This window comes from Novosphingobium decolorationis, from assembly GCF_018417475.1.
Classification (GTDB): Bacteria; Pseudomonadota; Alphaproteobacteria; order Sphingomonadales; family Sphingomonadaceae; genus Novosphingobium; species Novosphingobium decolorationis.
This window is the reverse complement of record NZ_CP054856.1, coordinates 677,442-702,246: the sequence shown is the minus strand read 5'-3', so window position 1 is coordinate 702,246 and position 24,805 is coordinate 677,442. Positions and strand designations below refer to the sequence as shown.

Here is a 24,805-nt window from a genome sequence, read left to right as displayed (position 1 = left end):
GTACGTGCGGACGGGAGGGGGCACGCTTCCTCCCGATCCTTCCTCCGAGGCGCCTTGACCTTTGGCGCGGCCTGCCTAATGCCGCGGGCATGACCGATCTTCCCGAGCTGACGCTGTTCAACAGCCTGACCCGCCAGATGGAACCCTTCCAGCCTGTCCACGAGGGCGAGGCGCGGGTCTACACTTGCGGGCCGACGGTCTACAACTACCCCCACATCGGCAACATGCGCGCCTATGTCTTTGCCGACATCCTGGGCCGGACGCTGAGCCACCGGGGCCTCAAGCTCACCCACGTCATCAATATCACCGACGTCGGCCATCTCACCGATGATGGCGACGATGGCGAGGACAAGATGGAGAAGATGGCCGCGCAAAAGGCGCAGTCGATCTGGGACATCGCGCGCCACTACACGCAGGCCTACTGGGACGACATCAAGGCGCTCAACATCCGCCAGCCCGCGCACTGGTCGATCGCCACCGACTACGTCGAGCAGATGATCGACTTCGCCAAGGAGATCGCCCCCAGGCACTGCTACGAGCTGGAAAGCGGTCTCTATTTCGACGTCTCCACCGTGGCCGATTACGGGCGGCTTGCCCGCGCGGTCACCGAAGAGGGCGAGGGCCGCATCGAGGCGGTCCAGGGCAAGCGCAACGCGGCCGACTTCGCGATCTGGCGCAAGACCCCGGCGGGCGAGAAGCGCCAGATGGAGTGGGATTCGCCGTGGGGGCCGGGCGCACCGGGCTGGCACCTGGAATGCTCGGTCATGTCGGGCAAGCTGCTGGGCTTTCCCTTCGACATCCACACCGGCGGCATCGACCACCGCGAGATCCACCACCCCAACGAGATTGCCCAGAACCAGGCGTTCTGCTGTGCAGGCGGCCTCGACGTGCCCGGAAACTCGGGCGCGAAGGTGTGGATGCACAACAACTTCCTCGTCGAGCGTTCGGGCAAGATGAGCAAGTCTTCGGGCGAATTCCTGCGCCTGCAGCTGCTCATCGACAAGGGCTACCACCCGCTTGGCTACCGCATGATGTGCCTTCAGGCGCACTACCGCTCGGAGCTGGAGTTCTCGTGGGATGGTCTCTCCGCCGCGCTCACCCGCCTGAAGCGCATGATCATGGCGGCAGAGCGCCTGAAGGACATCGAGGCGGGGACACCCGCACACCCCAAGCTCGCCCCGATGATCGCGACGTTCGAGAAGGCGCTGGCCGAGGACCTCAACACCCCCATCGCGCTGACCGCGCTGGAGGACGTCCTTGCAGCCAAGAAGGTCGATCCGGCCGCCAAACGCGCTGTCGTTGAAATGATGGACCAGGTCTTCGGTCTTGGTCTGTTCGAGACAGGCCGGGCGGACCTGCGCCTTCGTCCGCTGACCGCCGAAATCTCTGAAGAGGAGATCGAGGAGACGCTTGTGCAGCGCAAGGACGCCCGCGCGAACAAGGACTTCGCGACCTCCGATGCGCTGCGCGACGAACTGGCCGGCAAGGGCGTCGAGGTCATGGATGGTGACCCGCTCGGCTGGGAATGGAAGCTCGGCTGAATTCAGAGCGTCCGCTCAGGAAAGGGCGCTAGAAGAAAAGGATAGTTCCGAGGGGCACCGCCCTCGGGCTCCCCATACCTTGCGCGCGCCATCGGAGCGGGGTGGCTTGAGGTCGCTCATACTGGGGGCATCAGGACCTTCCTGTATCGGCGCCGTAGTCTCGGCGCATGGCGCGTGCAAAAAAGACGATTGAACCTGAACGCAATTGCGTCCGTTATCTCTTGAAACGCCGTTTGATTTCCGACGCTTTCGAGGAATAGCCTGTGACCCGCGCTCTTGTTCATGCCAACTTTCGCCCCTTTCTCGACGGACAGATGCCTGAGGGTGTCGAGCCGGTCTGGTACGAGAACGATGAGGAGTTCGCCGCAAAGCTGAGCGATGTGGAGGTGGTCTGGCCCGATTACCTCATCCGCGATTCGGCCGATGCCGTGCTGGCCAAGGCGCTGGAAGGTGCCAACGTCCTGCAATGGTGCAGCGTCATGTCCTCGGGCGTCGATTGGCTGCCGCTTGCCTCGTTTCGGGCGAACGGCATCGCGCTCACCAATGGCGCCGGGCTGCACGCGCACAGCGTGGCCGAGTTCGCGCTCCTGGGCATGCTCTCGTACAACAAGAAGTGGGGGCAGATACGCGACAGCCAGGCGCGCCACGAATGGCTGGATGAGGCACCGGGGACGGGTGAGCTTCTCGACGCTCGGGTGCTGGTGATCGGCGCGGGCGAGATCGGTCAGCGTATCCGCACGCTGCTGGAAGCCTTCGACGCGCAGGTCACGATGGCCCGGCGGACGCCGCAGGGCGGTGATCTGGGGCAGGACGAATGGCGCGCGCGGCTGGGCGAGTTCGACTGGGTCGTGCTGATCGTGCCTTCGACGCCGGAGACGGTCGGCATGTTCGGCAAGGACGAACTCGCGGCGATGAAGAAAGGCGCTGCGCTTGTGAATGTGGCACGCGGGGAAGTGCTGGATCAGGACGCCTTGCTCGAGGCGCTGCGTTCGGGGCACCTGGGCGGTGCCTACCTCGATGTGACCAACCCGGAGCCCCTGCCGGCCGATCATCCGCTCTGGGACTGTCCGAACGTGGAGATGTCGATGCACTGCTCGGGGCTTGCCCAGAGCAGTCTGCTGCGCCGGGCTTCCCTGCGTTTTCTGGAGAATCTGCGCCGGTTCCAGGCGGGCGAGGACCTCGTCCACCGGGTCGATTTCGACCGAGGCTACTGAGGCCGGAACGGAACTTTGTGCCGGGCCGTTGGTAGGACAAGGTGCCCGTTTGCAAGGTCGCGCCCATCCGGGCAACCTGCGGCGCATACCTAGGTGGATCGAGAAGGAGGACCCTTACATGGCGGAAACGGATACGACCAAGGCTTCGGACCTGTTCGTGCAGTGTCTGGAAAACGAAGGGGTCGAATACGTCTTCGGCGTGCCGGGTGAGGAAAACCTCGATTTTCTCGATTCGCTCTCGCGCTCGGGCTCGATCCGGCTGATCCTCACGCGCCATGAACAGGGCGCCGGCTTTATGGCGGCGACCTACGGGCGCCATACCGGCAAGGCGGGCGTGTGCCTTTCTACGCTGGGGCCGGGCGCCACGAACCTCGTGACCGCGGCGGCCTATGCGCAGCTGGGCGGCATGCCGATGGTGATGATCACCGGCCAGAAGCCGATCAAGAAGTCCAAGCAGGGGCGCTTCCAGATTCTCGATGTGGTCGCGCTCATGCACCCGATCACCAAGTACGCGCACCAGATGGCCTCGGCCGACAATATCCCGAGCCGCGTGCGCGAGGCGTTTCGACTCGCGGAAGAGGAAAAGCCGGGTGCCTGCCATATCGAACTGCCTGAAGATATCGCGGATGAGCGCACGCTCTCGCGCCCGGTCGCAGGTTCAGTGGTGCGCCGACCCTCGGCGGACGTGAAATCGATCCGTCAGGCCTGCGAGGCGTTGGAGACGGCGCGCAAGCCGCTTCTGGTCATCGGCGCGGGCGCCAACCGCAAGATGACCAGCAAGATGCTGAGCGAATTCGTCGAGAAGACCGGCATTCCCTTCCTGACGACGCAGCTGGGCAAGGGTGTGATAGACGAGCGCCACCCCAAGTTCCTGGGCTGCGCGGCGCTTTCGGCGGGCGACTTCGTCCACCGCGCGATCGAGGACGCGGACTGCATCGTCAATATCGGTCACGACGTGATCGAGAAGCCGCCGTTCTTCATGCACAACGATTCCGCCTGCCAGGAACGCAAAGTCATTCACGTCTCGACCCAGACCGCCGAAGTCGACCCTGTCTATTTCCCGCATATCGAGGTGATCGGCGATATCGCCAACGCCATGTGGCAGATCAAGGAGGCGATCCGGCCGTCCTCCAAGTGGGATTTCTCGGCGATGCTGCGCTACCGCGAGGCCGAAGTCGAGCATACTGCCGGGCTGGCGTCGGACGCGCGCTTCCCGGTCTTTCCGCCGCATCTTGTGCGCGAAGTGCGCGATGTCATGCCCGAGGACGGCATCGTGTGTCTCGACAACGGCATCTACAAGATCTGGTTTGCGCGCGGCTACACCGCCTACCAGCCCAACACGGTGCTGCTTGATAACGCGCTCGCCTCGATGGGGGCAGGGCTCCCCTCGGCCATGGCCAGCGCCATGGTCTACCCTGAGCGCAAGGTCATGGCCGTATGCGGCGATGGCGGGTTCATGATGAACAGCCAGGAACTCGAGACGGCGGTGCGTCTCAAGCTCAACCTGACCGTGCTGGTGCTGAACGACAATGCCTATGGCATGATTCGCTGGAAGCAGGCGAACATGGGCTTTGACGATTTCGGACTGACCTACGGCAATCCCGACTTCGTCCAGTACGCGCAGAGCTATGGGGCCAACGGATACCGGGCCGAGAGTGCGGGGCACTTGCGCGAATTGCTGGAGCATTGTCGGGACACGCCGGGCGTCCATCTGATCGACTGTCCGGTCGATTACTCGGAAAACGACCATATCCTCAATACCGAGATCAAGGACCTTTCCCGGGCGCTCTGAGGGCGCCGGGACCTAGATGTCGTCGAGGAGGAGGATTTCGATCTCCACCGAAAGGCGGGGCGGCGCGCCGTTGACGTGATCGGTTCCGCGCAGGGCTGCATCGGCGACGAGGTGTCCGGGGATCACGAATTCATGGTCGGCAAGGGCTTCGATGAACTGCTCCCCGTCCTCGATCGCCTCGCTCCCCTGAAAGGTCAGCGCAACCGTATGGCGTGCGCCGGCGAAGGTCGCGCTCGACCAGGGGCGCTCACAGTGGCGCAGGAATTCGGCGCGTGGCCCTGCCAGTTGCAGGATCTGGGTGACGATCTGCAGCCAGGGGCCGCGCTGCGGGCGGGGGCGCGGGGCGGCAGTATCGTGCGCCTTGGTCCCGGCGTGGAGGGCAAGATCAACGTGCATGGGCGGTCTCCCCGTTGGCGGCGCGATAGCCGGACATGAAGCCTTCGACCCGGTGGGTCATGGCTGCGCGCGGTTCGCGTCCGTTGCGCAGGTCTTCCACGAAGCGGGGGTCGCGGGCGACGAGCCTGCCAAAGCGGGTGCGGGACATCTTGGTAGCGCTCAGGAAGCGCTCGATCTCGCGAATCAACATGAGGCGGATTTTCCTTTCCTTCATTGGTTGAGCCAATGTTCATCTTATGTTCCAACTCAAATCCTACTTGTCTAGGAAATTTCCTTCGTGTACGGATTACATTATGGTAAGCGATCCTATCCGAAGTCGCCTGTTGGAGCTCGCCGATGCGCGCGGGGTGAGCTTGTCCGCGCTGTCGCGAATGCTGGGGAAGAACCCCAGCTATCTCCAGCAATTCGTACGTAAGGGCAGCCCCAAGAAGCTTGAGGAGACCGACCGCGGTGCCCTGGCCCGGTTCTTTCGGGTGGCCGAGGAAGAGCTCGGTAAGCCAGAGGATATTTCCTCCGGTTCTGGAGGGAGTTCGTCGGAGTGGGTGGAAATTCCCCGGCTCGTGCTGGACGCGTCGGCGGGGTCGGGGGCTCTCGATTCGCAGGATGCCGCGTTCGATTCGGTCCGTTTTTCCATGCGTTGGCTCCGGGCCATGGGGTTGCAGCCCGGAAACCTCGCGATGATCGCCGTCCTTGGCGATTCGATGGAGCCGACCTTGCGCGATGGCGACGAGATCCTGGTCGATCAGGGGCAGCGCGGCTTGCGCGATGGTATCCACGTCGTGCGCGTGGATGGAACTCTTCTGGTCAAGCGCGTCGAGACCGGTCGGCCGGGCGTTGTAGCCCTGCGCAGCGACAATCCGGCCTATGGCGTGATCGAGTGCCGTCCCGAAGATGTCGCGGTTGTCGGGCGCGTGGTCTGGAAGGGCGGGCGGATCTAGCGGCTGGTTCGCCGCTGCAGCAGATCGCGTGGTTGCATTCGCCGCGGGCCGGAGTCATGTCCCGGAGCATGACCGAACCAAGCCAGCCCATGCGTGTGGGCATCATCCCTGTCACTCCGCTCCAGCAGAACTGCTCGCTCCTTTGGTGCACCAAGACCATGCGTGGCGCGCTTGTCGATCCGGGTGGGGAATTGCCCAAGCTCAAGCAGGCGCTGGAGCAGACCGGCGTTACCCTGGAGAAGATCCTGATCACGCATGGTCATCTCGACCACTGTGGCCAGGCGGGTGTGCTCGCCAAGGAGATGGGCGTGCCTATCGAAGGGCCGCACGAGGAAGACCGTTTCTGGATTGCCCAGCTGGACGATGACGGGCTACGCTGGAACATGGAGGCGCACACCTTCGAGCCCGATCGCTGGCTGGAGCACGGCGATACGGTGACGGTCGGGGACCTGGAGCTCGATGTCGTCCATTGTCCTGGCCACACGCCCGGCCATGTCGTGTTCCACCACGCGCCGAGCCGTTTTGCGATGGTGGGCGACGTCCTTTTCCAGAACGGGATCGGGCGCTGGGACTTTCCGCGCGGCAATCTGGAGGACCTGGTCAACTCGATCACGCAGCGGCTCTGGCCGCTGGGCGATGACGTGACCTTCGTGCCAGGGCACGGGCCTGTCAGCACCTTCGGGGACGAGCGCCGGACCAATCCTTACGTCAGCGACAAGGCGCTCGAGCGCGGTCTTCCGATGAGTTGAGCCGATGCGCTGAGGGCGCAGCTCGCTCAGAACAGGCGTAGAGCGATCAGGACAGCGACAACGGCCAGGCCCAGCGTGACGAGGAGGCCGATCCCGAAGCCGCCGGCGCGCAAGGCGTTGATGTCGCTGCGGTCCATGCCTAGGCCATGGCACACGCGCGCGACCATGAAGAGCGCTCCGGCAAGGGGGAGCCAGATGCCGCCCTTGCCGGAAATCTCGATGGCACCGGCCAGGATCAGCAGGAAGGGGGCGTTCTCGATGAAGTTCGCCTGGGCGCGCATGCGCTGCATCAGGCGCGGATTGTCGCCGTCCCCGTGGAGGATCTTTTCCTGACCGCGCATCTTGCCGATCCGGGCGCCAAGCCAGAGGTTGATCAGTACTGCAGTCGCGGCAAGACACAGTGTTGTAGGCAGGATCATGGTGTTTTGCTCTCTCGTGAAGCCCGTTAGTTTGTGATGGGGTGAGGAACGGCTTGCAACTCTCCAGAAATCGGGTATAGGCCCGCCTTCGCAAGCCGCCGGTCCGAGTACGGGCCCTGGCGGCCTTTTTTACATTAACGCATTTCCAGGAACAGGTGCCGAGATGGCAGTCCCCAAAAGAAAAACCACCCCGTCCCGCCGGGGCATGCGTCGCAGCCATGACGCGCTCAAGGTCGAGGCCTTTCACGAGTGCCCGAACTGTGGTGAGCTGAAGCGCCCGCACAACCTCTGCAACGCTTGTGGTCACTACAACGGCCGTGAGATCGTCGCGGTCGAAATCTAAGACCTCGCACGAAGTTCGGAGATTGCCCATGAGTTTGCCGCGTATCGCCATCGATGCGATGGGCGGCGACGAGGGGGTGCGCGTCATGATCGAGGGCGCTGCACTTGCGCGCCGTCGTCATGACCAGTTCCAGTTTCTGCTCGTCGGCGACGAAGAGCGGATCAAGAATGCGCTTCAGGATCATCCGAACCTGCGCGCCTCGTCCGAGATCATCCATACCGATGGTGTGATCAGTGGCGAGGACAAGCCGAGTCAGGCTCTTCGCCGTTCCAAGGGGACGTCGATGGGGCGTGCCATCGAGGCGGTGAAGGCAGGTGATGCCGGCGCCGCCGTCAGTGGTGGCAACACCGGCGCGCTGATGGCCATTTCCAAGTTGACCCTGCGCACCATGCCGGGGATCGACCGGCCTGCACTCGCCGCACTCATGCCCACGCTCGGCGACAACGACCTGATCATGCTTGATCTGGGCGCCAACACCGAGTGTGACAGCCGCAACCTGGTCCAGTTCGCGATCATGGGCGCGGCCTATGCGCGCGTCGTGTCCGGCCGGGCCGAACCGCGCGTGCGTCTGCTCAACATCGGCACCGAAGAGATCAAGGGCACCGAGCTTCTGCGCGATGCCTCCGCGATCCTGCGCGAGGCGGCCAAGGAACTGTCGATCTCCTTCGACGGATTCACCGAGGCCGACAAGATGGCGCATGGCAATGTCGATGTCGTGGTGACCGATGGCTTCTCGGGCAATATCGCCCTCAAGGCCGTGGAAGGGACTGCGCGTTTCGTCGCGGACCTCCTGCGCCGCAGTTTTTCCAGTTCGCTGCGCTCGAAGATCGGTTTCCTGATCTCGCGCCCTGCCACCGAACTGCTCAAGCACCATCTTGACCCCAACAATCATAACGGTGCGGTCTTCCTGGGTCTGAACGGCATTGTCGTGAAGAGCCACGGGGGCGCCAGCGCCGCAGGTGTCGCAAATGCGGTCGCCGTGACCGCCCGCCTTCTGGAGGAACGAGTGACCGAGCGTATCAGCGCCGACCTGGCCCGCGTAGGCGATTCATCGCTGTGGATGCCGGGTGCCCAGGAAGAGCGCGCCTGATGCGCCGTTCGGTTCTGCTCGGTACCGGTTCGGCCCTCCCCGAAAAGGTTGTCTCCAACAGCGAACTCGCCCAGCGTGTCGACACCAGCGATGAATGGATCGTCGAACGTACCGGGATCACCCAGCGCTATATCGCGGGTCCTGACGAAACGACGTCGAGCCTTGCCACCAAGGCGGCGCTGAAGGCGATCGAGGCCGCGGGCATCGAAGCGGCCAGCATCGATCTCATCGTCCTGGCAACGGCCACGCCCGACCAGACGTTCCCGGCAACGGCGACCACGGTGCAGCACAATCTGGGCTGCGGCGGATGCATCGCCTTTGACGTGGCGGCCGTCTGTTCGGGCTTCCTCTATGCCGTGGGCGTGGCCGACTCGATGCTGCGTTCGGGCATGGCCCAGCGCGCGCTCGTGATCGGTGCCGAGACGTTCAGCCGCATCCTCGACTGGGAAGACCGCACGACCTGCGTCCTCTTCGGTGATGGTGCGGGGGCGATCGTGATCGAGGCACAGGAGCAGGCCGAGGGTGAAACGCCCCGCGGCATTCTTGCGACCAAGCTCCACGCCGATGGTGCCCACAACCAGCTGCTCTATGTCGATGGTGGTCCCTCGACCACCGGAACCGTTGGCAAGCTGCGCATGAAGGGCCGTGAAGTGTTCCGTCATGCCGTGGTGAACCTAGCCCAGGTGCTTCACGAAGTGCTCGAGGCGGAAGGTCTGACCACGGCGGATATCGACTGGCTGGTGCCGCACCAGGCCAATGCGCGTATCCTGGATGGTACCGCCAAGAAGCTTTCGCTCTCGCCCGAGAAGGTCGTCAAGACCGTGGGGGAGCATGCGAATACTTCAGCCGCTTCGGTTCCGCTGGCGCTTGACCAGGCCGTACGCGATGGCCGGATCACGCAGGGCGACCTTGTCGTGCTGGAAGCCATGGGTGGTGGTTTCACTTGGGGCGCGAGCCTTCTGCGGGTCTGAATTCGGTATAACGCATTTTGGATGCGTTCCTTATTCGACCCAGCATTGCAATTTTCGTTGATTTTCATATCATCCCCTCAGGATAAGCGTTTGAAGGGGATGCAGGCTTGATGCAGTCAGTGGATACATTGACGCGAGCAGAACTCGCGGACGCGATTCATCGTCAACTCGGACTGTCGAGGGCGGAGTCGCTCTCCATGGTGGAATCTATCCTCCAGCACATGGTGACAGCGCTCAGTGACGGCGAGAACGTGAAGATCTCCGGCTTCGGAACATTCCTCCTGCGCGACAAGGGTGAGCGCATGGGGCGTAATCCCAAGACCGGGGTGGAGGTGCCGATTACGCCGCGGCGTGTCCTCACCTTCCGGGCCAGCCAGATGCTGAAGGACCGCATTGCCGGGGCCTGAGGCCAGACGGAGTGCGGATTCTGAAGACTTCTTCCAGCAATTTGAAGGCAGCGCACGGAGCGCCGGGCTCGCACAAGCAGCCCGGCGCTCTGCGCACGATCGGCGAGGTCAGCGCCTTGCTGGGCCTGCGCCAGCATGTCCTGCGCTATTGGGAAACCCAGTTCCCGATGCTGCAGCCGGTCAAGCGCAGTGGTTCGCGGCGCTACTACCGTCCCGAGGACATCGCGCTGCTGCGACGGATCGACGATCTGGTCCATCGCGAAGGGTATACATTGCGCGGCGCGAGCCAGCTTCTGGAGCAGGATGCGTCTGGCGGGGAGGCCCAGCGGCTGTCGAACTCGTCCGAAGACTCGGGTCTGAATTCAGACGACTCAATGCGGAAAACCCTTAGTAAAATTCGTGAAAAGCTCCGGTCGGCACTTGAGGCTGGTTAATATTCTGTAAGGTGGATTGGTGAGCGGCGGCGAGGAATTATCCCGAGATCGTCAGGAGAATACCCCGGCGGTGCTGGCCCATAGGGATGCTGGCGCAGGCTGCTGGCGCTGACATTTGATGGCAGAGCGGCGCCGCTTCACTTCCGGTGCCGGGCCATCCTGCGCATCCACTTCGCCTTCGTTGCGCTTTCGCTGACGCGATATTCCGCTGCCAGAGCGAACTTGTCGCGCATATCGAATTGGCGGTCGCAGCGAGCGGCAGCGGGTTTGAACAACCTGCAGGCTCGCCACGATACAAGAACGGTCTAGGCACTACTGACAATGACCCATGTCCACGTTGACGCAGCAAGGCTCAGGTGCGTTTGGATCGCCCCGGCAAGCATGAGCGGCAGTAGTGTGAGAGCCGGCCTAACGGGACGAACTCTTGAGCCTAAATCGTGATCCATGAAGCGGCGTAAACGCAGATATGGTTTGTTCTGCCTATCATTCGAGCAGTCTGCCACATGGCGCGGCGTGCTGCTATCCAGCGGCCTCGCACGGGGTAACGTTGATGCCACCGCTGGCGTGACCTACATGGGTCAGGTCTGCTCGAGGCCCTTCGTGTGATCATGGCTGGCGGGCGCCAGGCGTGGATGATGGAGGCCATCACCGCCGCGTACGCGGAGCGTTGTGATGCTCAAGATCCCTTTTATGCAAGCCATCAAAGACCGCGGTGGTACAAAGCGAGGGTGCGAGTTCATTGCCTCGCTTGGCCCCCGAATGCACATACGCACAAGATGGCCGCAGTGTAGAAGGCGTTTCCTAATACGCTGACTTGGCGCTGGGTACGCGGTGAGGGGAGCCTGACCGAGTGCTGCTTCTCCAAAAGCAGAGAAACGCTCGCCGATGTGCCTGTCGTCAGAAAATGCTGTCTGATGACTTGATGTCAGGAGCCGACGGGATTCAGGGAAGTCGGTCCCTGCGCGCTTCTGGATCTGCTGCTTAGAAGTTGGCGTTCGGACCCAGGTCCGGATCAAGGTCGCGGGGGCGCTGCAGGTGCACGAGGCTGGCGCACCCCATGTCGACCTTGTCCCAGCTGTCGATGTCGAGCTGGAGCACTGCGAACGCGGCGGTCGGCAGCTTCTCCTCCACGATGTCGCGCAGCGGGCTGTTTCCATCGTCGGGCACAAGATCGAAGATGAGGTCTTCGAGGCCGGGATTGTGGCCCACCATCATGATCGAGGCGGGGTCGCCGTCCTGTTCCCGCAGTACGTCGATGAGCGTGGCGGAACTGGCGAGGTAGATGCGCCGGTCCCAGGTGATCGACGGGGCCGCGCCGGCGGCTTCGCTGGCAAGGTCGAGCGTCTGGGTGACGCGGACGGCAGGCGAGGCGAGAATGCGGCTCCAGTTCTGGGCATGGTCGCGGATGTGCAGGCCCATGATTGCCGCGCCCTTGCGGCCGCGCGCGTTCAGGGGGCGGTCGAAGTCGCGGAGGCGCGCATCGTTCCAGTCCGACTTGGCGTGGCGAAAAATTCCAAGGGTCTTCATGGGCTCTGCCGCTTCCTAAAACATCTGCCTGCGCGCCAGGCGGGCGTGGTGCCGGTTTTTCATCCGCGATCGGTCCGGTCGGCCGGGGTCGCGATCGGATTCCCTGAAACATGACCGGCGACGCGCTGTAAAGCCTCGTCGAGCGAAATTCGCGAGATGGGGGTGCCTTCGGGGAAGGCGTCGAGCAGGCGCGAGGGAAAGGCCGAGGACAGCACGATGAAGTGCCCGCGATCCTCCTTGCTGCGGATAAGGCGCCCGAATGCCTGCGCGAGGCGGGCCCGGATGATGCTGTCGTCGTACGCCGAGCCGCCGCCTGCCATACGCCGCGCGCGGTGCAGGATCGTGGGCCGGGGCCAGGGGACCTGCTCCATGATGACGGTGCGAAGTGAGTGGCCGGGAACGTCCACGCCGTCGCGCAGCGCGTCCGTGCCGAGCAGCGAGGCGCCCGGATCATCGCGAAAGATATCGACCAGCGTGCCCGTGTCGATGGGATCGACGTGCTGGGCGTAGACCGGAAGGCCACCCCGCGCGAGCCGGTCCGCGATACGTCCATGAACGGCACGAAGACGGCGGATCGCGGTGAACAGGCCAAGCACGCCCCCGCCCGAAGCCTCAATCAGGCGGCCGTAGGCGGCGGCGAGCGCGGCAATGTCGCCGCGCGGGACATCGCGCACGATCAGGACTTCGGCCTGCGCGGCATAGTCGAACGGGCTGGGGCTGAGCGAAAGGCGCGGGCTTACCTCGATATGCGGCGCGCCCGAGCGCGCGATGGCGCGATCCCAGCTGTCACCGTCGCGCAAGGTGGCAGACGTCATGATGACCCCGTGCGCAGGTTCGAGCACGACCTTGGCGAAAGGCTTCATCGGATCGAGCCAGTGGCGGTGGATGCCGATGTCGAATTCGCGCGCCTCGGAACGGGCAAGGGCGAGCCAGTCGACATATTCGGGGTCGGCCGGACCGCCGAGGCGCTCGAGTAGGTTCTCCCAGGCGACCAGCAGGTCGATGCGCCAGGTCAGCGAATGGCGTGCGCCCTCGATGCGCGCGCGGCCCTGGCCGTCAAGCCAGTCCGGCCCGTCCTCGAGCAGGGCCTCGAGACGAAGGCCGAGCTGGATCAGCGGACGGCGCAGCTCCGAAAGGGCAAGGCGTGCGGCCTGCGATGCCTCGACGAAGGGCCCTTCGAGCCCGGCGGCTTCGGTTTCGAGGCCATACCCGGCTTCCTGCCCGCCGCTCTCATCGCGCGCGTAGACGGTGGCGCGAACGGCTGCGAGCAGCTCTTCCAGGGGACCGGAGGGCTCGCCGTCGTTGATGCGCTGCAGCCAACCGTCGGACGGCAGGGCTTCGGCGGCGGAAAGGGCGGTCAGGATCGCCTTGTCGCCTTCGTCGTCGTAACTGGCGACATCGGCAAGGCGGGCCGCGAGGCCGCGGCGGCGTCCGCGCGATTTCTTCTCTGGGCCGATCACCCAGCGCCGCAGCTCGATCATCTCGGTGCCCGAAAGCTCGGCAGCGAAGGTCGAATCGGCCGCGTCGAAGACGTGATGGCCTTCGTCGAAGACGATGCGGGTCGGGCGCGAGGCGACATCGCGGCCACGCGCCGCATTGATCATCACCAGCGCGTGGTTTCCAATGACAAGGTCCGCGTTGACGCTGGCGCGTGTGGCGCGCTCGATGAAGCATTTGCGGTAGTGCGGGCAGCCTGCATAGACGCATTCGCCACGCTGGTCGGTCAATGCCGCGATGCCGCGTTTGTGGAACAGGGTGCCGAGCCAGCCGGGCAGATCCCCGCCGATCATGTCGCCGTCCTGCGTGTAGGCAGCCCAGCGCCCCACCAGGTGGGCGAGGATGGCGGCCCGTCCGGCGAAGCCGCCCTGGAGGGCATCTTCAAGGTTCAGGAGGCACAGGTAATTCTCGCGCCCCTTGCGCACGACGACCGGCTGCGAGCCATCGGGCCGCGTCTCGGGCCAGGCGCGGCGGCTTTCCTTGCGCAGCTGGCGCTGCAGCGCCTTGGTGTAGGTCGAGACCCAGACTGTGCCGCCGCTGGCCTCGCTCCAGACCGACGCAGGCGAGAGGTAACCCAGCGTCTTGCCGACGCCTGTACCCGCCTGGGCCAGAACGACATGGGGAAGGCCTGCGCGGGTGCGCGGCGCAAAGGCGTGGGCGGCCTCGACCGCGAAGTCCTTCTGGCCCGCGCGCTCCTCGGCGCCTTGCCCGGTGAGGTGGGCGAGGCGGTCGAGAACGGCGCCATCGGGGATGTTGAGCTGGCGCGGCTGGGGCGGCTCAGGCGATTCCTCCCACTCCGGAAGGCGCGTGAAGATCCAGCGCTCGGCCTTCTGCGGCTTGGCGAGGCGCGGGGCGAGAAGCTTGGCCCAGGGCCAGCGCATCTTCACCAGCGATTGCAGCGAGGTCCAGGCCCCCTCGCGCTCGGCCCAGTCGGGCTGTTCGCAGGTTTCCAGGAGGCGCATCGCGGCGCGCTGGAGAAGTTCGGGCACTTCGCTGTCAGCGTCGGGCCGCGGCAGGCCCAGCGCATCGGCGAGACCCTTGGGCGTGGGCACGACAAAGCGGGCTGGGTGAATGAAGGCGTAGAGTTCGAGCAGGTCGAGCCCGGCAAGATCGGGATAGCCAAGCCGCGTGGCGAGCAGCGGGGCATTGAGGATCAGGTGCGGAGCATCGGCGACTGCGGTGACGGCCTGCCCCTTGGAAAGGGCGCGCGCGCTTCCCTGTCCGTCGTGCAGCCAGCAGCCGCTGTGGCTGGCGTGAAGAGCAGGGTGTCGGGGCGCGGACATGGCTCAGGTCTTAAGCGCAGGTGAAATGGAAGGGAATGCGCGGCGCGCATCTATCCGCACCTCAGTGCCCGCGCGCAAGCTCAGGCATAATTACATTCCGAGCGTGGCAGGATCGAGCGGCGTGCCTTGCGCCTCCATTCCAGCCATGAGGTTGCGCAGGGCTCGCTCACGGTCGGCATGCGCGGTGCTTTCGAGGCGCGTGCCATCGATATCGCGCGCGCCGTCAGAAGGTAGGACCAAGCCGGAAGGCCCTGCGTAGACGATCGTATCGTCCGCGATGACCAGAGTGGCATAGCGTGTGCGCGGGGCCGCTTTTTGCCTGGGATCGAGGAGCGTGATCCCGGTGGCGAAAAGATGTTCGTCAGCGGCGTTGGCCGGAGCCGCAGCCAAGAGTGCCAGCGCCAGGGCGCCGGGCAAAAGGTGCAGAATGCGAAAGGCCGGCATGAATTCCCTCCATGCCGGCCAGTCTGCGGATTATCGCGCACGGTTCAGGTCGCCAGAGAAATCCGGCTTGAACGGCCGCAATTCGAACTGTCAGGATTCGTTAGCGGCCAGCGGCGCCTTTTCGACCGGAAGCGCTTCCTTGAAGGTGTGCGTGACGTAGGGGAAGGGGATCTCGATCTCGGCGTCGTCGAGCGCCTTCTTGATCGCCATGATCACGTGGCTCTTGGTCAGGCGCTTGTCCTGCTCGCCGGTGTTGCTCCACCACAGCACCAGGAAGTCGACCGAACTTGCGCCGAACTCCTGCGCGAAGACCAGGACGCCCTTGTTCTTGTCGACTTCGGCAATGCTTTCCACGGCCTTGCGGATGGTGGCCTCGGCGGTCTCGAGGTCGGTGTCGTAGGACACGCCGACGACGACCTGTTCGCGGCGCACGGCCTGGTCGTTGAAGATGTCGACCGGGTTCTTGAACAGCATCGAGTTGGGCACGACGGTCAGCTCGCCCGAGAACTGGCGCACGTAGGTCTCGCGAAGGGTGATGCGCTCGACCGAGCCCATGATGCCGTTGCACGCGATCGAATCGCCGATGTTCATCTTCTCGCGCAGCATGATGAGGACGCCAGCAAGGAAGTTCTCGAAGATGTCCTGGAAGGCAAAGCCGATGGCCAGAGCACCGACACCCAGACCTGCAACGGCGCCTGCCGGGGTGAAGCTGGGGATCGCGACGGTCAGCGCGATCAGGATGCCCAGGATCCAGACGGCCAGCTTGGTCAGTGTTTCGAAGAGCTGCTGGAGGTCGGTGCGCAGGTTGGCGCGCTGGGTGACCCGGCTGACGATGCGCACGAAAATGCCGACCATGATCCGGGTGAGTATGACGATGCCAAGGGCAATGGCGAACGAGGGCAAGAGCTGGAAGAAGCCCATGGCCATGCCTTCCAGCTCCTTGGTCAGGGTCTCGATATAATTCACGAAGATTTTTCCGTCCTTCTGGTGCGTTTGGCACCTAACTGACGAGGACCGCCGGGGGTTCCTCTTCCGGTTTGCGCGCACACGGAGTGCCGAAGGCGCTTGCGAAATCGCGCGCAATCGCAGATGAGCGCGCGCATGACTGAAAATGCCCTGATCGAAGCCGCCCGTGTGTCCAAGGCCTGGCCCTTCCAGGAGGCCCAGAAACTGCTCAAGCGCTATCCCAATGGCAAGAGCGCAGCAGACGGTTCTCCAGAGCCTATCCTGTTCGAGACGGGATATGGCCCTTCGGGGCTGCCGCATATCGGGACGTTCCAGGAAGTCCTGCGCACCACGCTGGTGCGCCGGGCCTACGAGGCGCTGGTCGGAGCGAAGCCCGAGGACGGCGTGACCCGGCTGGTTGCGTTCTCGGATGACATGGACGGCCTGCGCAAGGTGCCGGACAACATTCCCCAGGCTGAACTTCTGGCTGCGAACCTTGGCAAGCCGCTCAGCCGGATCCCCGATCCGTTCGGCAAGTTCGAGAGTTTTGCGCATCATAACAACGCGATGCTGCGTGAATTTCTCGATCGCTTCGGGTTCGACTACGAGTTCGTTTCGGCCAGCGATCGGTACAATTCGGGTCGCTTCGACAATGCCCTGAGCAGCATTCTGAGCAACTACGATGCCATCATGGGCGTGATGCTGCCCACGCTGCGCGAGGAGCGTCGCAAGACCTATTCGCCGGTGCTGCCGGTATCTCCGACGACGGGCGTGGTCCTGCAGGTTCCGGTCGAGGTCCTCGATCCGGCGACGGGCATGATCCGTTTCACCGACGAGGATGGCACGACTGTCGAGCAGAGCGTGTTCGGTGGTCAGGCCAAGCTGCAGTGGAAGGTCGACTGGGCCATGCGCTGGGTGGACCTGGGCGTCGATTACGAGATGTGCGGCAAGGACCTGACCGATTCGGTGACGCAGTCGGGCAAGATCGCCAAGATCCTCGGGGCTCGCCGTCCCGAAGGGCTGATCTACGAATTGTTCCTCGACGAGAACGGCGAGAAGATCTCCAAGTCCAAGGGCAATGGTCTCACCATCGAGCAGTGGCTGACCTACGGCACCGAGGAATCTCTCGGCTTCTACCTGTTCCGCGAGCCCAAGAGCGCCAAGCAGCTGCATATCGACGTGATCCCGAAGGCCGTCGACGAGTACTGGCAGTTCTATGGCAACCTGCCCAAGCAGGCGCTCGACAAGCAGCTGGGCAACCCGGTGTGGCATCTGCTGCGCGCCAACGGCCAGGACCAGAACGACGTTCCCGCACCGCCGGTGACCTTCGCGCTGCTCCTGAACCTTGTCGGTGTGCTGGGCGCCAACGCCACGCGTGAGCAGGTCTGGTCCTACCTCGCCAACTACGTGGAGAGCGCCGATCCGGCCGAGCATCCCGCGCTCGACGCGATGGTGAGCTGCGCGCTCGCCTACAACCGCGACTACATCGCGCCGACCCTCCAGCGCCGCAAGCCCGAGGGCGGGGAAGTGGCCGCGCTTGCCGAGCTCGATGCGCAGCTGGCCAAGGTCGAGGCCAACGCCTCGGCCGAGGAGCTGCAGAACATCGTCTACGAGATCGGCAAGGACGAGCAGTACGGCTTTGAAAGCCTGCGCGACTGGTTCAAGGCGCAGTACGAGACGCTGCTCGGCTCCAGCCAGGGGCCGCGCATGGGCAGCTTCATCGCGCTCTACGGTGTCCCCGAGACGCGCAAGCTGATTGCCGAAGCGCTGGCCTGAGGCCGCACAAACCCAAGCTAGCGGGCATGCCGCGCAAGGGGAGATCCCTCTTGCGCGGCAACCCAACCCTCGACCTTCTCCTGCAGGAGGCCGAGCGGCAACGCGCCCGAGCCGAGAACCGCCTCGTGGAAATCGCGAATATCGAAGCGCGAGCCGAGGCGCTGTTCGGCGTCCCGGCGCAGCTTCTGGATGGTGAGCGCGCCGATCTTGTAGGATAGCGCCTGCGCGGGCATCGCGATGTACCTGTCGACTTCGGCCTCGGCATCGCTGCGGCCCATCCCGGAATGAGTGAGCATGTAGTCGATCGCCTGCGCACGTGACCAATGACGTGCGTGTATGCCGGTGTCGACGACGAGACGCATCGCGCGCAGCATCTCATCGTCGAGCGTTCCCCAGTGCTGGAGCGGGTCGTCGTAAAGGCCCAGGTCGTAGCCCAGCGTCTCGGCGTAAAGCGCCCAGCCTTCCACGAATGCAGAGGTCTGCGAATTGCGCTGGAAGGCGGGTAGGGCGGAATTCTCGCGCGCGAGGCTGATCTGCAGGTGATGGCCGGGCACGGCCTCGTGCAGGTAGAGTGTCGTCACACCCGAGACGAAGCGATGTTCCAGGTCATAGGTGTTGTAGAAGAAGGTCGCCGGGAGGCTGCCCGCACCTTCCACGTAGGACCCTCCCGCTTCGTAGCGGGCGCGGTCGGGCGGGTAGGCCTGCACCAGGAGCGGGCTTTCGGGGCGCACGCGAAAGAACCGGGGGAGTGCCATGTCGACCCTGGCGGCCACCTTGCCAAAGCGCTGGGGCAGGTCTTCGGATGAGCGGGGATGAAAGCGCGGGTCGCTGCGGATATTCTCGAAGAATTCGGGCAGGGGGACGTGGCTACCCAGATCGCGGGCAACCCTGGTCATCTGCGCCTCGATCCGCGCGACCTCGCGGGTGCCAAGCGCGTGGATCTCGTCGGGGTCGAGTGAAAGCGTGGTCTCGCGCGCGATCAGCGCCCGGTACAGAGCTGCGCCGCCCGGCATGTCGGAAAGGCCGATTGAAGGGCGTGCGGCAGGAAAGTAGTCCTCGGCCAGGAAGGCGCGAAGGCGGCGGTAGGCGGGCACGATTTCCGTGTGCGCGGATGTCGTGAAGCTGCGCACGAGGTCGGCCTCCACGCCCTGTGGAAGCGAGGGCGGAAGATCCTCGATGGGGGAGAGGAAGCGTTCCTCGGGATCGGGCCTATCCAGCAGGGCATCGATCTGCGTGATCATGTGCTGCACCGTCAGACGGGGCAGGACCGTACCGTTCTGGGCGCCCTCGCGGAAGCGGGCGATGGCGGTGTCGATGATCGTGGGGAAGGCGGCGTAGAGGCGCAGGACCTCCCGGTAATCCCCTTCGTCCTCGTAGGAAAAGGCCCCTCCGGGCGCGATGAGTGAGGGAAAATCAAGCTGGAGCCCCGCAAAATGGTGGAACGGGAATGCCCCTTCGAGGTCACGCATTTCGGGCTGTAGAGCCGCGACTTGCTCGACCATCCGCTCCTGGAAGAGGGCGTGGGAAAGGCGCAGGTCGTCCGTCAGCGCGCATCGCTCTATAGCTTCGAGCAAGGCAAGGCTGTGCCGGGCGGATGCGAGCCGTTCGCGGCGCAGCGCATCGGTGTAGATACGCGCGAGATCGGCGCTGTCAGGGACTTCGCCGCGATAGAGCGCGGAAAGCGGATCGAGGGCCGCCTCGCGAGCCTCCTCGTCCGCGAAAAGCGTGCGCAGGGCACGTGCCGCCAGCGGGCCTTCAGCCTGCTCTGCCTCGGTTGTCACCGGACAAGGCGGCTGGGAGCTGCGCGCCGCTGCGCAGGGCACAGCGACCGTGGCGGCAATCACACCCAGGGCGGCAAGGCCGCCGAACATCGCAAGCAGCCCCCGCCGCTTTCGGAGTGTGGGAGGTGGGCCCGTGCGGTCTATTGCCAGGTGTGGGAGCGAAACCATTTCGTGACGATGTACTTGGTGCCCCGCACGACCGGCCGGGCGGCGTGGAGAGTATAGGGATTGGGGCGCCCGTCAGGCAAGGCGTTGTTCCAGAGGAGAAGGCCGCCCGGTTTCGGGCGAATGCGCAGGGAAAGGCGGGTGAACTCGGTGGCTCCCCCTTCATCGACGGCGTTGAGGTAGATCATCGCGGTCCAGCTGCGTTGGCCTCCGCAGTTCTTCTCGCGCTGCCAGTATTCGGCGCTGGTGTCGAACCAGTCGCAATGTTCGGCGAAGAACTGGCCGCTCTCATAGCGCTGTCCCTGCGCGGCCTCGCTGCGCTGGCCCGAAAGGCCCGTGAGGGCGCACAGGCGCGCGTCGAGGCGGCGTACGACCGAATCCTCGGGGTCTATGTCGCTGGAACAGCTCGTGCGGATCTGCGTGTTGTCGGAATCGTCGACAAGGGCGGAGGGCTGCGCTTCGGCATCGATCAGGTCGATCAGGTGGCGGCAGCAGTCCGCGTCGAGGAAATTGTCGAGCGTGTAGATTTCAGCGCGGTCGTCGGGGAGGCGGCGTACGGCGGGTGCGGCGTCGAGCCGGTTGCGCACCCGGGTGCCGATGCGGGCGAGGATCTCTCGATCCAGAAGTCGCTCTGCGTCCATCGGTCCATGCTCGCAGGTTCGCCGCGGCGGATCAATCTCGGGATTGTCCCGGATACGAAAAAGCCCCCTTGCCGGGGAGCAAGGGGGCTGATCGCGAATGATGAGCGAAGGTGCTACCAGAAGAAGTCGTAGATCACGTCGACAACTTCGCCCGTATAGGTGTTCACCAGAAGTACGTCGTCATAGTAACGGACCCAGCGATAGGGGCCGTAGACGTCGGGCAGACGGTAGGCCCAGGGGTCGTTGATCCAGTAACGGCTGCCGTAGAACATCGTGCCCAGCGAGAAACCGATGCTCAGGCGGCGGTAGGCATAGCCGCGGTAAGGGGCGTAGTAACGTCCCAGACGGTAGTGCGAGCGGTTCTGGGCCCGATAGCTGCGCCAGTTGTAGCGGTTGTTGCGGCGCCACTCGTTACGGTCCCAGCGCCGTTCGGCCCGGCGGTCGGAGCGATAGTCACGGCGGTCGTCGCGACGTTCGTAGCGATCTCCACGGCGGTCATCGCGCCGTTCATAGCGACCTTCGCGACGGTCGTTGCGACGGTCGTACCGGTTGTCCTGGCGCTGGTCCCGGCGGTCATAGCGGCGGTCGCGGCCGGTATCCGGCCGAGCCGTGGGTTCGGGGCGGCTGTTGGGGCCGCGATCAAGGCCTCGCAGACTGCCCGCCTCGCGGCGGCTGTAATTGCGCTCGCCACGCTCCTGGCGACGTTCGACGCGCGCTTCACCGCGGTTGTCGCGGGTCTGCGCCGGGCGGCTGGGCCGTGCCTGGCGTTGCGGGCTTGCCTCGCGTTGTGGACGCGCCTGGCGCTGGCCGCCGCGATCACCGCGATCGCCGCGGTTCGCGCGCTCGTGACGCCCGCGTTCCTGCGCCATGGCGATGTCGGGAAGGACCATTCCGGTCGTGGCAAGGAGCATGGCTCCCCAGGCTCCGGCCTTCAGAAGTGTTCTGGACATTGTGCGATACCTCTTCTGCTCTCGCAGCCAATCGTTCCGTGACCATTGCGCGGGGGTGGGGTGAGAGCCTTTTCCAATCGTTTTCAGTGTTGATCCGGTTCTACCCGGCGGTGACTTGCCCGAAGCTGAACTGGGTTACGGTTGTTTGTTCATGTATGGTGGTATTTTGATGAACATCTCGATTGAGGCTGTCAGATACGAAAACGGCCCGCCGTTTCGGGCGGGCCGTCTCGATCCTTCAGGAAGGACGCGTCAGCGCGTCAGCTTTTTGTAGGCCAGCGCGGTCGGACGGTCGGCCGCATCGCCGAGGCGACGGCGCTTGTCCTCTTCATAGGCCTCGAAGTTGCCTTCGAACCATTCGACGTGGCTGTTGCCCTCGAAAGCGAGGATGTGGGTGGCCAGGCGGTCGAGGAAGAAGCGGTCGTGCGAGATGACCACGGCGCAACCGGCGAAGTTCTCGATCGCCTCTTCGAGCGCGCCGAGGGTTTCGACGTCGAGGTCGTTGGTCGGTTCGTCGAGCAGGAGGACGTTGCCACCCTCCTTGAGCATCTTGGCCAGGTGGACGCGGTTGCGTTCACCGCCCGAGAGTTTGCCGACGTTCTTCTGCTGGTCCTGGCCCTTGAAGTTGAAGGCGCCGACATAGGCACGCGTCGAGACGTCGTGACCGTTGACCTTCATGTAGTCGAGGCCGTCGGAGATTTCCTCCCAGACGTTGTTCTTGCCATCGAGGTGGTCGCGGTTCTGGTCGACGTAGCCCAGGTGCACGGTCTGGCCGATCTCGATCTCGCCGGTGTCGGGCTTCTCTTGGCCGGTGAGCATCTTGAAGAGGGTCGACTTACCCGCACCGTTGGGGCCGATGACACCGACGATGCCGCCGGGCGGCAGGATGAACGAGAGGTCCTCGAACAGGAGCTTGTCGCCAAACGCCTTGGAGATGCCCTTGGCCTCGATGACCTTGCCGCCAAGACGCTCGGGCACCTGGATGACGATCTGGGCCTTGCCGGGGGTACGCTGGTCCTGCGCGTTCTGCAGTTCCTCGAACTTGCGGATACGGGCCTTGGACTTGGTCTGGCGTCCCTTGACGCCGGCGCGGATCCACTCGAGCTCGTCCTTGAGCGCCTTCTGGCGGCCCGTCGCCTCGCGGTCTTCCTGCTCGAGGCGCTTGGCCTTCTTCTCGAGGTAGGTCGAGTAGTTGCCTTCGTACGGGAAGTACTTTCCGCGGTCGAGCTCGAGGATCCAGCCCACCACGTTGTCGAGGAAGTAGCGGTCGTGGGTAATCATCAGCACGGCGCCGTGGTACTCGGCGAGGTGATTTTCCAGCCAGTTGACGCTTTCGGCGTCGAGGTGGTTGGTCGGTTCGTCGAGCAGCAGGATGTCGGGCTTCTGGATCAGCAGGCGGGTCAGCGCGATGCGGCGCTTCTCACCGCCCGAGAGGCTCTTCACGTCCCAGTCGCTGGGCGGGCAGCGCAGGGCTTCCATCGCCACTTCGAGCTGGTTGTCGAGCGTCCAGCCATCGACGGCATCGATCTTGTCCTGCAGCGTGCCCATTTCCTCCATGAGCGCGTCGAAGTCGGTGTCGTCCTGGGGATCGCCCATCTCCGCCGAAATCGCGTTGAAGCGGTCGACCATGTCGGCCACTTCGCGCGCGCCGTCCTTGACGTTTTCGAGCACGGTCTTGCTCTCGTCGAGCTGGGGTTCCTGCGGGAGGTAGCCCACGGTGATGTTCTCACCCGCCCAGGCCTCGCCCGAGAAATCGGTGTCGATACCGCCCATGATCTTCATGAGGGTCGACTTGCCTGCGCCGTTCGGGCCGACGATGCCGATCTTGGCGCCCTGGTAGAACTGCAGGTTGATGTTGGAGAGCACCGGCTTGGGTGCGCCCGGGAAGGTCTTGGTCATGTCCTTCATGACGAAGGCGTATTGCGCGGCCATGCGGTCCTCGGAAGCTGTGTTGATGGGATACTTGGCTTTGGCCCTTACAGAGCCCGCCCCCGGCCTGCAAGCGGCCCGATGCGTCGGAAGGGTTCGGCAAGGCATGGATGCGGACAGCTTGCGCGCCGGCGCGTTTCGTTGCTTGGCAGGCGCCTATCGCCACGATACCTTCGTGCGATGACACGCAAGATTCCTTCAACCGCGCTCGGCGCGGTGCTCACCGCCCTAGCCCTTTGCTCCGCGCCCGCCACCGCCAAGCCCGTCGAGGGCGAAGGGGTCGCCTGGGAAATCACCGAGGGACTGACCACCGAGGTCGGCCCGCGCATGGCAGGCTCCGAAGCCGAGGATCGCGCCCGCGACTGGGGCAAGGCCAAGCTTGAGGCGCTGGGCTTCCAGAACGTGCGGATCGAGGAATTTGCAACCACGACCTGGCAGCGCGGACCTGAAGAGGCGCGCCTGACCGCGCCCTATCGCCAGCCCCTGGCCATCACCGCGCTGGGCTTCTCGGTGCCCACGCCCGAGGGCGGCCTGACCGCGCCGATGGTCTACTTCCCGACGCTCGAGGCGCTGGAGGCAGCCTCCAAAGGGTCGCTCAAGGGCAAGATCGCCTTTGTCGACCACGCCATGCGCCGTGCGCAGGACGGTTCGGGCTACGGACCTTATGGCAACGTGCGCCGGGCCGGGCCCGCGATGGCGTCCGAGCGCGGGGCTCTTGCCATCGTCATCCGTTCGGCGGGCACCGACAGCCACCGCAATCCGCATACGGGCGTGACGGCCTTTGGCAAGGCAAGCCCGATCCCAGCGGGCGCGGTGTCGAACCCTGATGCCGACCTGATCGCGCGTATCGCAGGTGGCGGCAAGCCGATGGAGATCGCCTTGCGTCTCGAAGGCAGGCCGCAGGAAAAGGCAACCTCGGGGAACGTGATTGCGGATCTGCCGGGGCGCGATCCCAGCCTGCCGATGATCCTTGTGGGCTGCCACCTCGATTCCTGGGACCTGGGTACCGGGGCCATCGACGATGCCTCGGGTTGCGGGATCGTGGCGGCGGCGGCGCTCGCCGCGCAGGATGGCGGTCAGGCGCTGCGCACGATCCGCGTGCTGTGGGCGGGCGATGAAGAGCAGGGTATCTACTACAGTGGCGGCGATCACTACATGAAGCTGCACGCAAGCGAGCCCCATGCGCTGGCCATGGAAAGCGATTTTGGCGCCGACCGTGTCTGGCAGGTCAAGACCCGCTTTGCGGCGGCCAACAGCGATCTTGCCGACAAGGTCAACGGGGCCGTCCTGCCGCTGGGTATCGTCCCGCACGAGGGCGCCGCGCATGGCGGGACCGACATCGGTCCGATCATCGCCGAGCAGGAACTGGCCGTGGTTGATCTTGGCCAGGATGGCACGCACTACTTCGACCTGCACCACACCCCCGACGACACGCTCGACAAGGTCGATCCGGCGGCGCTCCAGCAGAATGTCGAGGCGTGGACCGCGGTTCTGAAGGTCGTTGCGAACGAGCCCGGCGCGATCGGCGCCGTCCCGGCGCACGACGAACCTTGAGATATTGAGATAAAGCCGG

General features: G+C 64.6%; 23 protein-coding genes. 12 read left to right on the top strand and 11 right to left on the bottom strand.

Annotated elements, in window-relative coordinates; all coding sequences use genetic code 11:
- The first annotated feature begins 89 nt into the window (after window positions 1-89).
- The 3 genes from cysS to HT578_RS03170 all read left to right on the top strand — a co-directional run bounded on the left by cysS (window position 90) and on the right by HT578_RS03170 (window position 4,547).
- On the top strand, window positions 90-1,541 hold the full coding sequence (gene cysS, locus HT578_RS03180) for a cysteine--tRNA ligase (RefSeq protein ID WP_213502150.1): 1,452 nt from the start codon (window positions 90-92) through the stop codon (window positions 1,539-1,541).
- A gap of 263 nt (window positions 1,542-1,804) precedes the next feature.
- The gene (locus HT578_RS03175; RefSeq protein WP_213502149.1) at window positions 1,805-2,755 is read left to right on the top strand and encodes a D-2-hydroxyacid dehydrogenase; all 951 of its coding nucleotides are present in this window, start codon (window positions 1,805-1,807) and stop codon (window positions 2,753-2,755) included.
- A 118-nt stretch (window positions 2,756-2,873) separates the two neighbouring features.
- Window positions 2,874-4,547 carry an acetolactate synthase large subunit gene (locus tag HT578_RS03170; RefSeq protein ID WP_213502148.1) on the top strand — a complete coding sequence of 558 codons (1,674 nt, stop codon included), beginning with the start codon at window positions 2,874-2,876 and terminating at the stop codon, window positions 4,545-4,547.
- Window positions 4,548-4,559: 12 nt separating this feature from the next.
- On the opposite strand, the gene HT578_RS03165 is transcribed toward HT578_RS03170, so the two are convergent.
- Together HT578_RS03165 and HT578_RS03160 are read right to left on the bottom strand one after the other, a co-directional pair.
- Window positions 4,560-4,943 carry a hypothetical protein gene (locus HT578_RS03165; RefSeq protein WP_239026463.1) on the bottom strand — a complete coding sequence of 128 codons (384 nt, stop codon included), beginning with the start codon at window positions 4,941-4,943 and terminating at the stop codon, window positions 4,560-4,562.
- Window positions 4,933-5,133, bottom strand: coding sequence for a hypothetical protein (locus tag HT578_RS03160; RefSeq protein WP_039393190.1), 201 nt, complete (start codon window positions 5,131-5,133; stop codon window positions 4,933-4,935). Before HT578_RS03160 ends, HT578_RS03165 begins: the two co-directional genes overlap by 11 nt.
- Before the next feature lie 103 nt (window positions 5,134-5,236).
- Between HT578_RS03160 and HT578_RS03155 the strand changes: the two genes are divergently transcribed.
- Both HT578_RS03155 and HT578_RS03150 read left to right on the top strand, forming a co-directional pair.
- Window positions 5,237-5,881: a S24 family peptidase gene (locus tag HT578_RS03155; protein WP_213502147.1), complete on the top strand. Its 645-nt coding sequence runs from the start codon at window positions 5,237-5,239 to the stop codon at window positions 5,879-5,881.
- A 68-nt stretch (window positions 5,882-5,949) separates the two neighbouring features.
- On the top strand, window positions 5,950-6,630 hold the full coding sequence (locus HT578_RS03150) for an MBL fold metallo-hydrolase (RefSeq protein WP_277884190.1): 681 nt from the start codon (window positions 5,950-5,952) through the stop codon (window positions 6,628-6,630).
- A 26-nt stretch (window positions 6,631-6,656) separates the two neighbouring features.
- Here HT578_RS03150 and HT578_RS03145 read toward each other — a convergent pair whose 3' ends face one another.
- Window positions 6,657-7,049: an MAPEG family protein gene (locus HT578_RS03145; RefSeq protein ID WP_213502146.1), complete on the bottom strand. Its 393-nt coding sequence runs from the start codon at window positions 7,047-7,049 to the stop codon at window positions 6,657-6,659.
- 163 nt (window positions 7,050-7,212) lie between these two features.
- Here HT578_RS03145 and rpmF point away from each other — a divergent pair, with 163 nt between their 5' ends.
- The 5 genes from rpmF to HT578_RS03120 all read left to right on the top strand — a co-directional run bounded on the left by rpmF (window position 7,213) and on the right by HT578_RS03120 (window position 10,294).
- Window positions 7,213-7,392 carry a 50S ribosomal protein L32 gene (gene rpmF, locus HT578_RS03140; protein ID WP_013833797.1) on the top strand — a complete coding sequence of 60 codons (180 nt, stop codon included), beginning with the start codon at window positions 7,213-7,215 and terminating at the stop codon, window positions 7,390-7,392.
- 28 nt (window positions 7,393-7,420) lie between these two features.
- A complete protein-coding gene (plsX, locus tag HT578_RS03135) occupies window positions 7,421-8,482 on the top strand; it encodes a phosphate acyltransferase PlsX (RefSeq protein ID WP_039393202.1) in 1,062 nt (353 codons plus the stop codon).
- A complete protein-coding gene (locus tag HT578_RS03130; RefSeq protein ID WP_277884197.1) occupies window positions 8,479-9,453 on the top strand; it encodes a beta-ketoacyl-ACP synthase III in 975 nt (324 codons plus the stop codon). Before plsX ends, HT578_RS03130 begins: the two co-directional genes overlap by 4 nt.
- Before the next feature lie 110 nt (window positions 9,454-9,563).
- Window positions 9,564-9,860 (top strand): integration host factor subunit alpha, encoded by a 297-nt coding sequence (locus tag HT578_RS03125; protein WP_039393205.1) that lies wholly within the window; start codon window positions 9,564-9,566, stop codon window positions 9,858-9,860.
- Between the two features lie 17 nt (window positions 9,861-9,877).
- Window positions 9,878-10,294, top strand: a complete 417-nt coding sequence (locus HT578_RS03120; RefSeq protein WP_422394387.1) for a MerR family transcriptional regulator — start codon at window positions 9,878-9,880, stop codon at window positions 10,292-10,294.
- A 981-nt stretch (window positions 10,295-11,275) separates the two neighbouring features.
- On the opposite strand, the gene HT578_RS03115 is transcribed toward HT578_RS03120, so the two are convergent.
- The 4 genes from HT578_RS03115 to HT578_RS03100 form a co-directional block, all read right to left on the bottom strand.
- On the bottom strand, window positions 11,276-11,821 hold the full coding sequence (locus tag HT578_RS03115; RefSeq protein ID WP_213502144.1) for a SixA phosphatase family protein: 546 nt from the start codon (window positions 11,819-11,821) through the stop codon (window positions 11,276-11,278).
- A 59-nt stretch (window positions 11,822-11,880) separates the two neighbouring features.
- Window positions 11,881-14,601 carry an ATP-dependent DNA helicase gene (locus HT578_RS03110; protein WP_213502143.1) on the bottom strand — a complete coding sequence of 907 codons (2,721 nt, stop codon included), beginning with the start codon at window positions 14,599-14,601 and terminating at the stop codon, window positions 11,881-11,883.
- A 90-nt stretch (window positions 14,602-14,691) separates the two neighbouring features.
- On the bottom strand, window positions 14,692-15,045 hold the full coding sequence (locus tag HT578_RS03105; protein ID WP_213502142.1) for a hypothetical protein: 354 nt from the start codon (window positions 15,043-15,045) through the stop codon (window positions 14,692-14,694).
- A gap of 90 nt (window positions 15,046-15,135) precedes the next feature.
- On the bottom strand, window positions 15,136-16,011 hold the full coding sequence (locus HT578_RS03100) for a mechanosensitive ion channel family protein (RefSeq protein WP_213502141.1): 876 nt from the start codon (window positions 16,009-16,011) through the stop codon (window positions 15,136-15,138).
- A gap of 135 nt (window positions 16,012-16,146) precedes the next feature.
- On the opposite strand from HT578_RS03100, the gene HT578_RS03095 reads away from it, so the two are divergent.
- Entirely contained in the window at window positions 16,147-17,766 is a 1,620-nt protein-coding gene (locus tag HT578_RS03095) for a lysine--tRNA ligase (protein WP_039395312.1), read from the top strand.
- Window positions 17,767-17,783: 17 nt separating this feature from the next.
- Here the strand turns inward: HT578_RS03095 and HT578_RS03090 are convergent, their stop codons facing one another.
- The 4 genes from HT578_RS03090 to ettA all read right to left on the bottom strand — a co-directional run bounded on the left by HT578_RS03090 (window position 17,784) and on the right by ettA (window position 23,235).
- Entirely contained in the window at window positions 17,784-19,547 is a 1,764-nt protein-coding gene (locus HT578_RS03090) for a DUF885 domain-containing protein (RefSeq protein WP_213502140.1), read from the bottom strand.
- A 140-nt stretch (window positions 19,548-19,687) separates the two neighbouring features.
- On the bottom strand, window positions 19,688-20,353 hold the full coding sequence (locus tag HT578_RS03085) for a 2OG-Fe(II) oxygenase (RefSeq protein WP_213502139.1): 666 nt from the start codon (window positions 20,351-20,353) through the stop codon (window positions 19,688-19,690).
- A gap of 113 nt (window positions 20,354-20,466) precedes the next feature.
- The gene (locus tag HT578_RS03080; protein WP_213502138.1) at window positions 20,467-21,303 is read right to left on the bottom strand and encodes an RcnB family protein; all 837 of its coding nucleotides are present in this window, start codon (window positions 21,301-21,303) and stop codon (window positions 20,467-20,469) included.
- A gap of 252 nt (window positions 21,304-21,555) precedes the next feature.
- Window positions 21,556-23,235, bottom strand: a complete 1,680-nt coding sequence (gene ettA / locus HT578_RS03075; RefSeq protein ID WP_039393215.1) for an energy-dependent translational throttle protein EttA — start codon at window positions 23,233-23,235, stop codon at window positions 21,556-21,558.
- 177 nt (window positions 23,236-23,412) lie between these two features.
- Here ettA and HT578_RS03070 point away from each other — a divergent pair, with 177 nt between their 5' ends.
- Window positions 23,413-24,786, top strand: a complete 1,374-nt coding sequence (locus HT578_RS03070) for a M28 family peptidase (RefSeq protein ID WP_213502137.1) — start codon at window positions 23,413-23,415, stop codon at window positions 24,784-24,786.
- The last annotated feature ends 19 nt before the right edge of the window (window positions 24,787-24,805 follow it).

What these genes read in the sequence shown, in the direction of transcription:
- cysS (WP_213502150.1), top strand. Translation starts at nt 90, where the DNA reads ATGACCGATCTTCCCGAGCTGACGCTGTTCAACAGCCTGACCCGCCAG.
- HT578_RS03170 (WP_213502148.1), top strand. Translation starts at nt 2,874, where the DNA reads ATGGCGGAAACGGATACGACCAAGGCTTCGGACCTGTTCGTGCAGTGT.
- HT578_RS03165 (WP_239026463.1), bottom strand. Translation starts at nt 4,943, where the DNA reads ATGCACGTTGATCTTGCCCTCCACGCCGGGACCAAGGCGCACGATACT.
- HT578_RS03160 (WP_039393190.1), bottom strand. Translation starts at nt 5,133, where the DNA reads ATGTTGATTCGCGAGATCGAGCGCTTCCTGAGCGCTACCAAGATGTCC.
- HT578_RS03155 (WP_213502147.1), top strand. Translation starts at nt 5,237, where the DNA reads ATGGTAAGCGATCCTATCCGAAGTCGCCTGTTGGAGCTCGCCGATGCG.
- HT578_RS03150 (WP_277884190.1), top strand. Translation starts at nt 5,950, where the DNA reads ATGACCGAACCAAGCCAGCCCATGCGTGTGGGCATCATCCCTGTCACT.
- HT578_RS03145 (WP_213502146.1), bottom strand. Translation starts at nt 7,049, where the DNA reads ATGATCCTGCCTACAACACTGTGTCTTGCCGCGACTGCAGTACTGATC.
- rpmF (WP_013833797.1), top strand. Translation starts at nt 7,213, where the DNA reads ATGGCAGTCCCCAAAAGAAAAACCACCCCGTCCCGCCGGGGCATGCGT.
- plsX (WP_039393202.1), top strand. Translation starts at nt 7,421, where the DNA reads ATGAGTTTGCCGCGTATCGCCATCGATGCGATGGGCGGCGACGAGGGG.
- HT578_RS03125 (WP_039393205.1), top strand. Translation starts at nt 9,564, where the DNA reads ATGCAGTCAGTGGATACATTGACGCGAGCAGAACTCGCGGACGCGATT.
- HT578_RS03115 (WP_213502144.1), bottom strand. Translation starts at nt 11,821, where the DNA reads ATGAAGACCCTTGGAATTTTTCGCCACGCCAAGTCGGACTGGAACGAT.
- HT578_RS03110 (WP_213502143.1), bottom strand. Translation starts at nt 14,601, where the DNA reads ATGTCCGCGCCCCGACACCCTGCTCTTCACGCCAGCCACAGCGGCTGC.
- HT578_RS03105 (WP_213502142.1), bottom strand. Translation starts at nt 15,045, where the DNA reads ATGCCGGCCTTTCGCATTCTGCACCTTTTGCCCGGCGCCCTGGCGCTG.
- HT578_RS03095 (WP_039395312.1), top strand. Translation starts at nt 16,147, where the DNA reads ATGACTGAAAATGCCCTGATCGAAGCCGCCCGTGTGTCCAAGGCCTGG.
- HT578_RS03085 (WP_213502139.1), bottom strand. Translation starts at nt 20,353, where the DNA reads ATGGACGCAGAGCGACTTCTGGATCGAGAGATCCTCGCCCGCATCGGC.
- HT578_RS03080 (WP_213502138.1), bottom strand. Translation starts at nt 21,303, where the DNA reads ATGTCCAGAACACTTCTGAAGGCCGGAGCCTGGGGAGCCATGCTCCTT.
- ettA (WP_039393215.1), bottom strand. Translation starts at nt 23,235, where the DNA reads ATGGCCGCGCAATACGCCTTCGTCATGAAGGACATGACCAAGACCTTC.
- HT578_RS03070 (WP_213502137.1), top strand. Translation starts at nt 23,413, where the DNA reads ATGACACGCAAGATTCCTTCAACCGCGCTCGGCGCGGTGCTCACCGCC.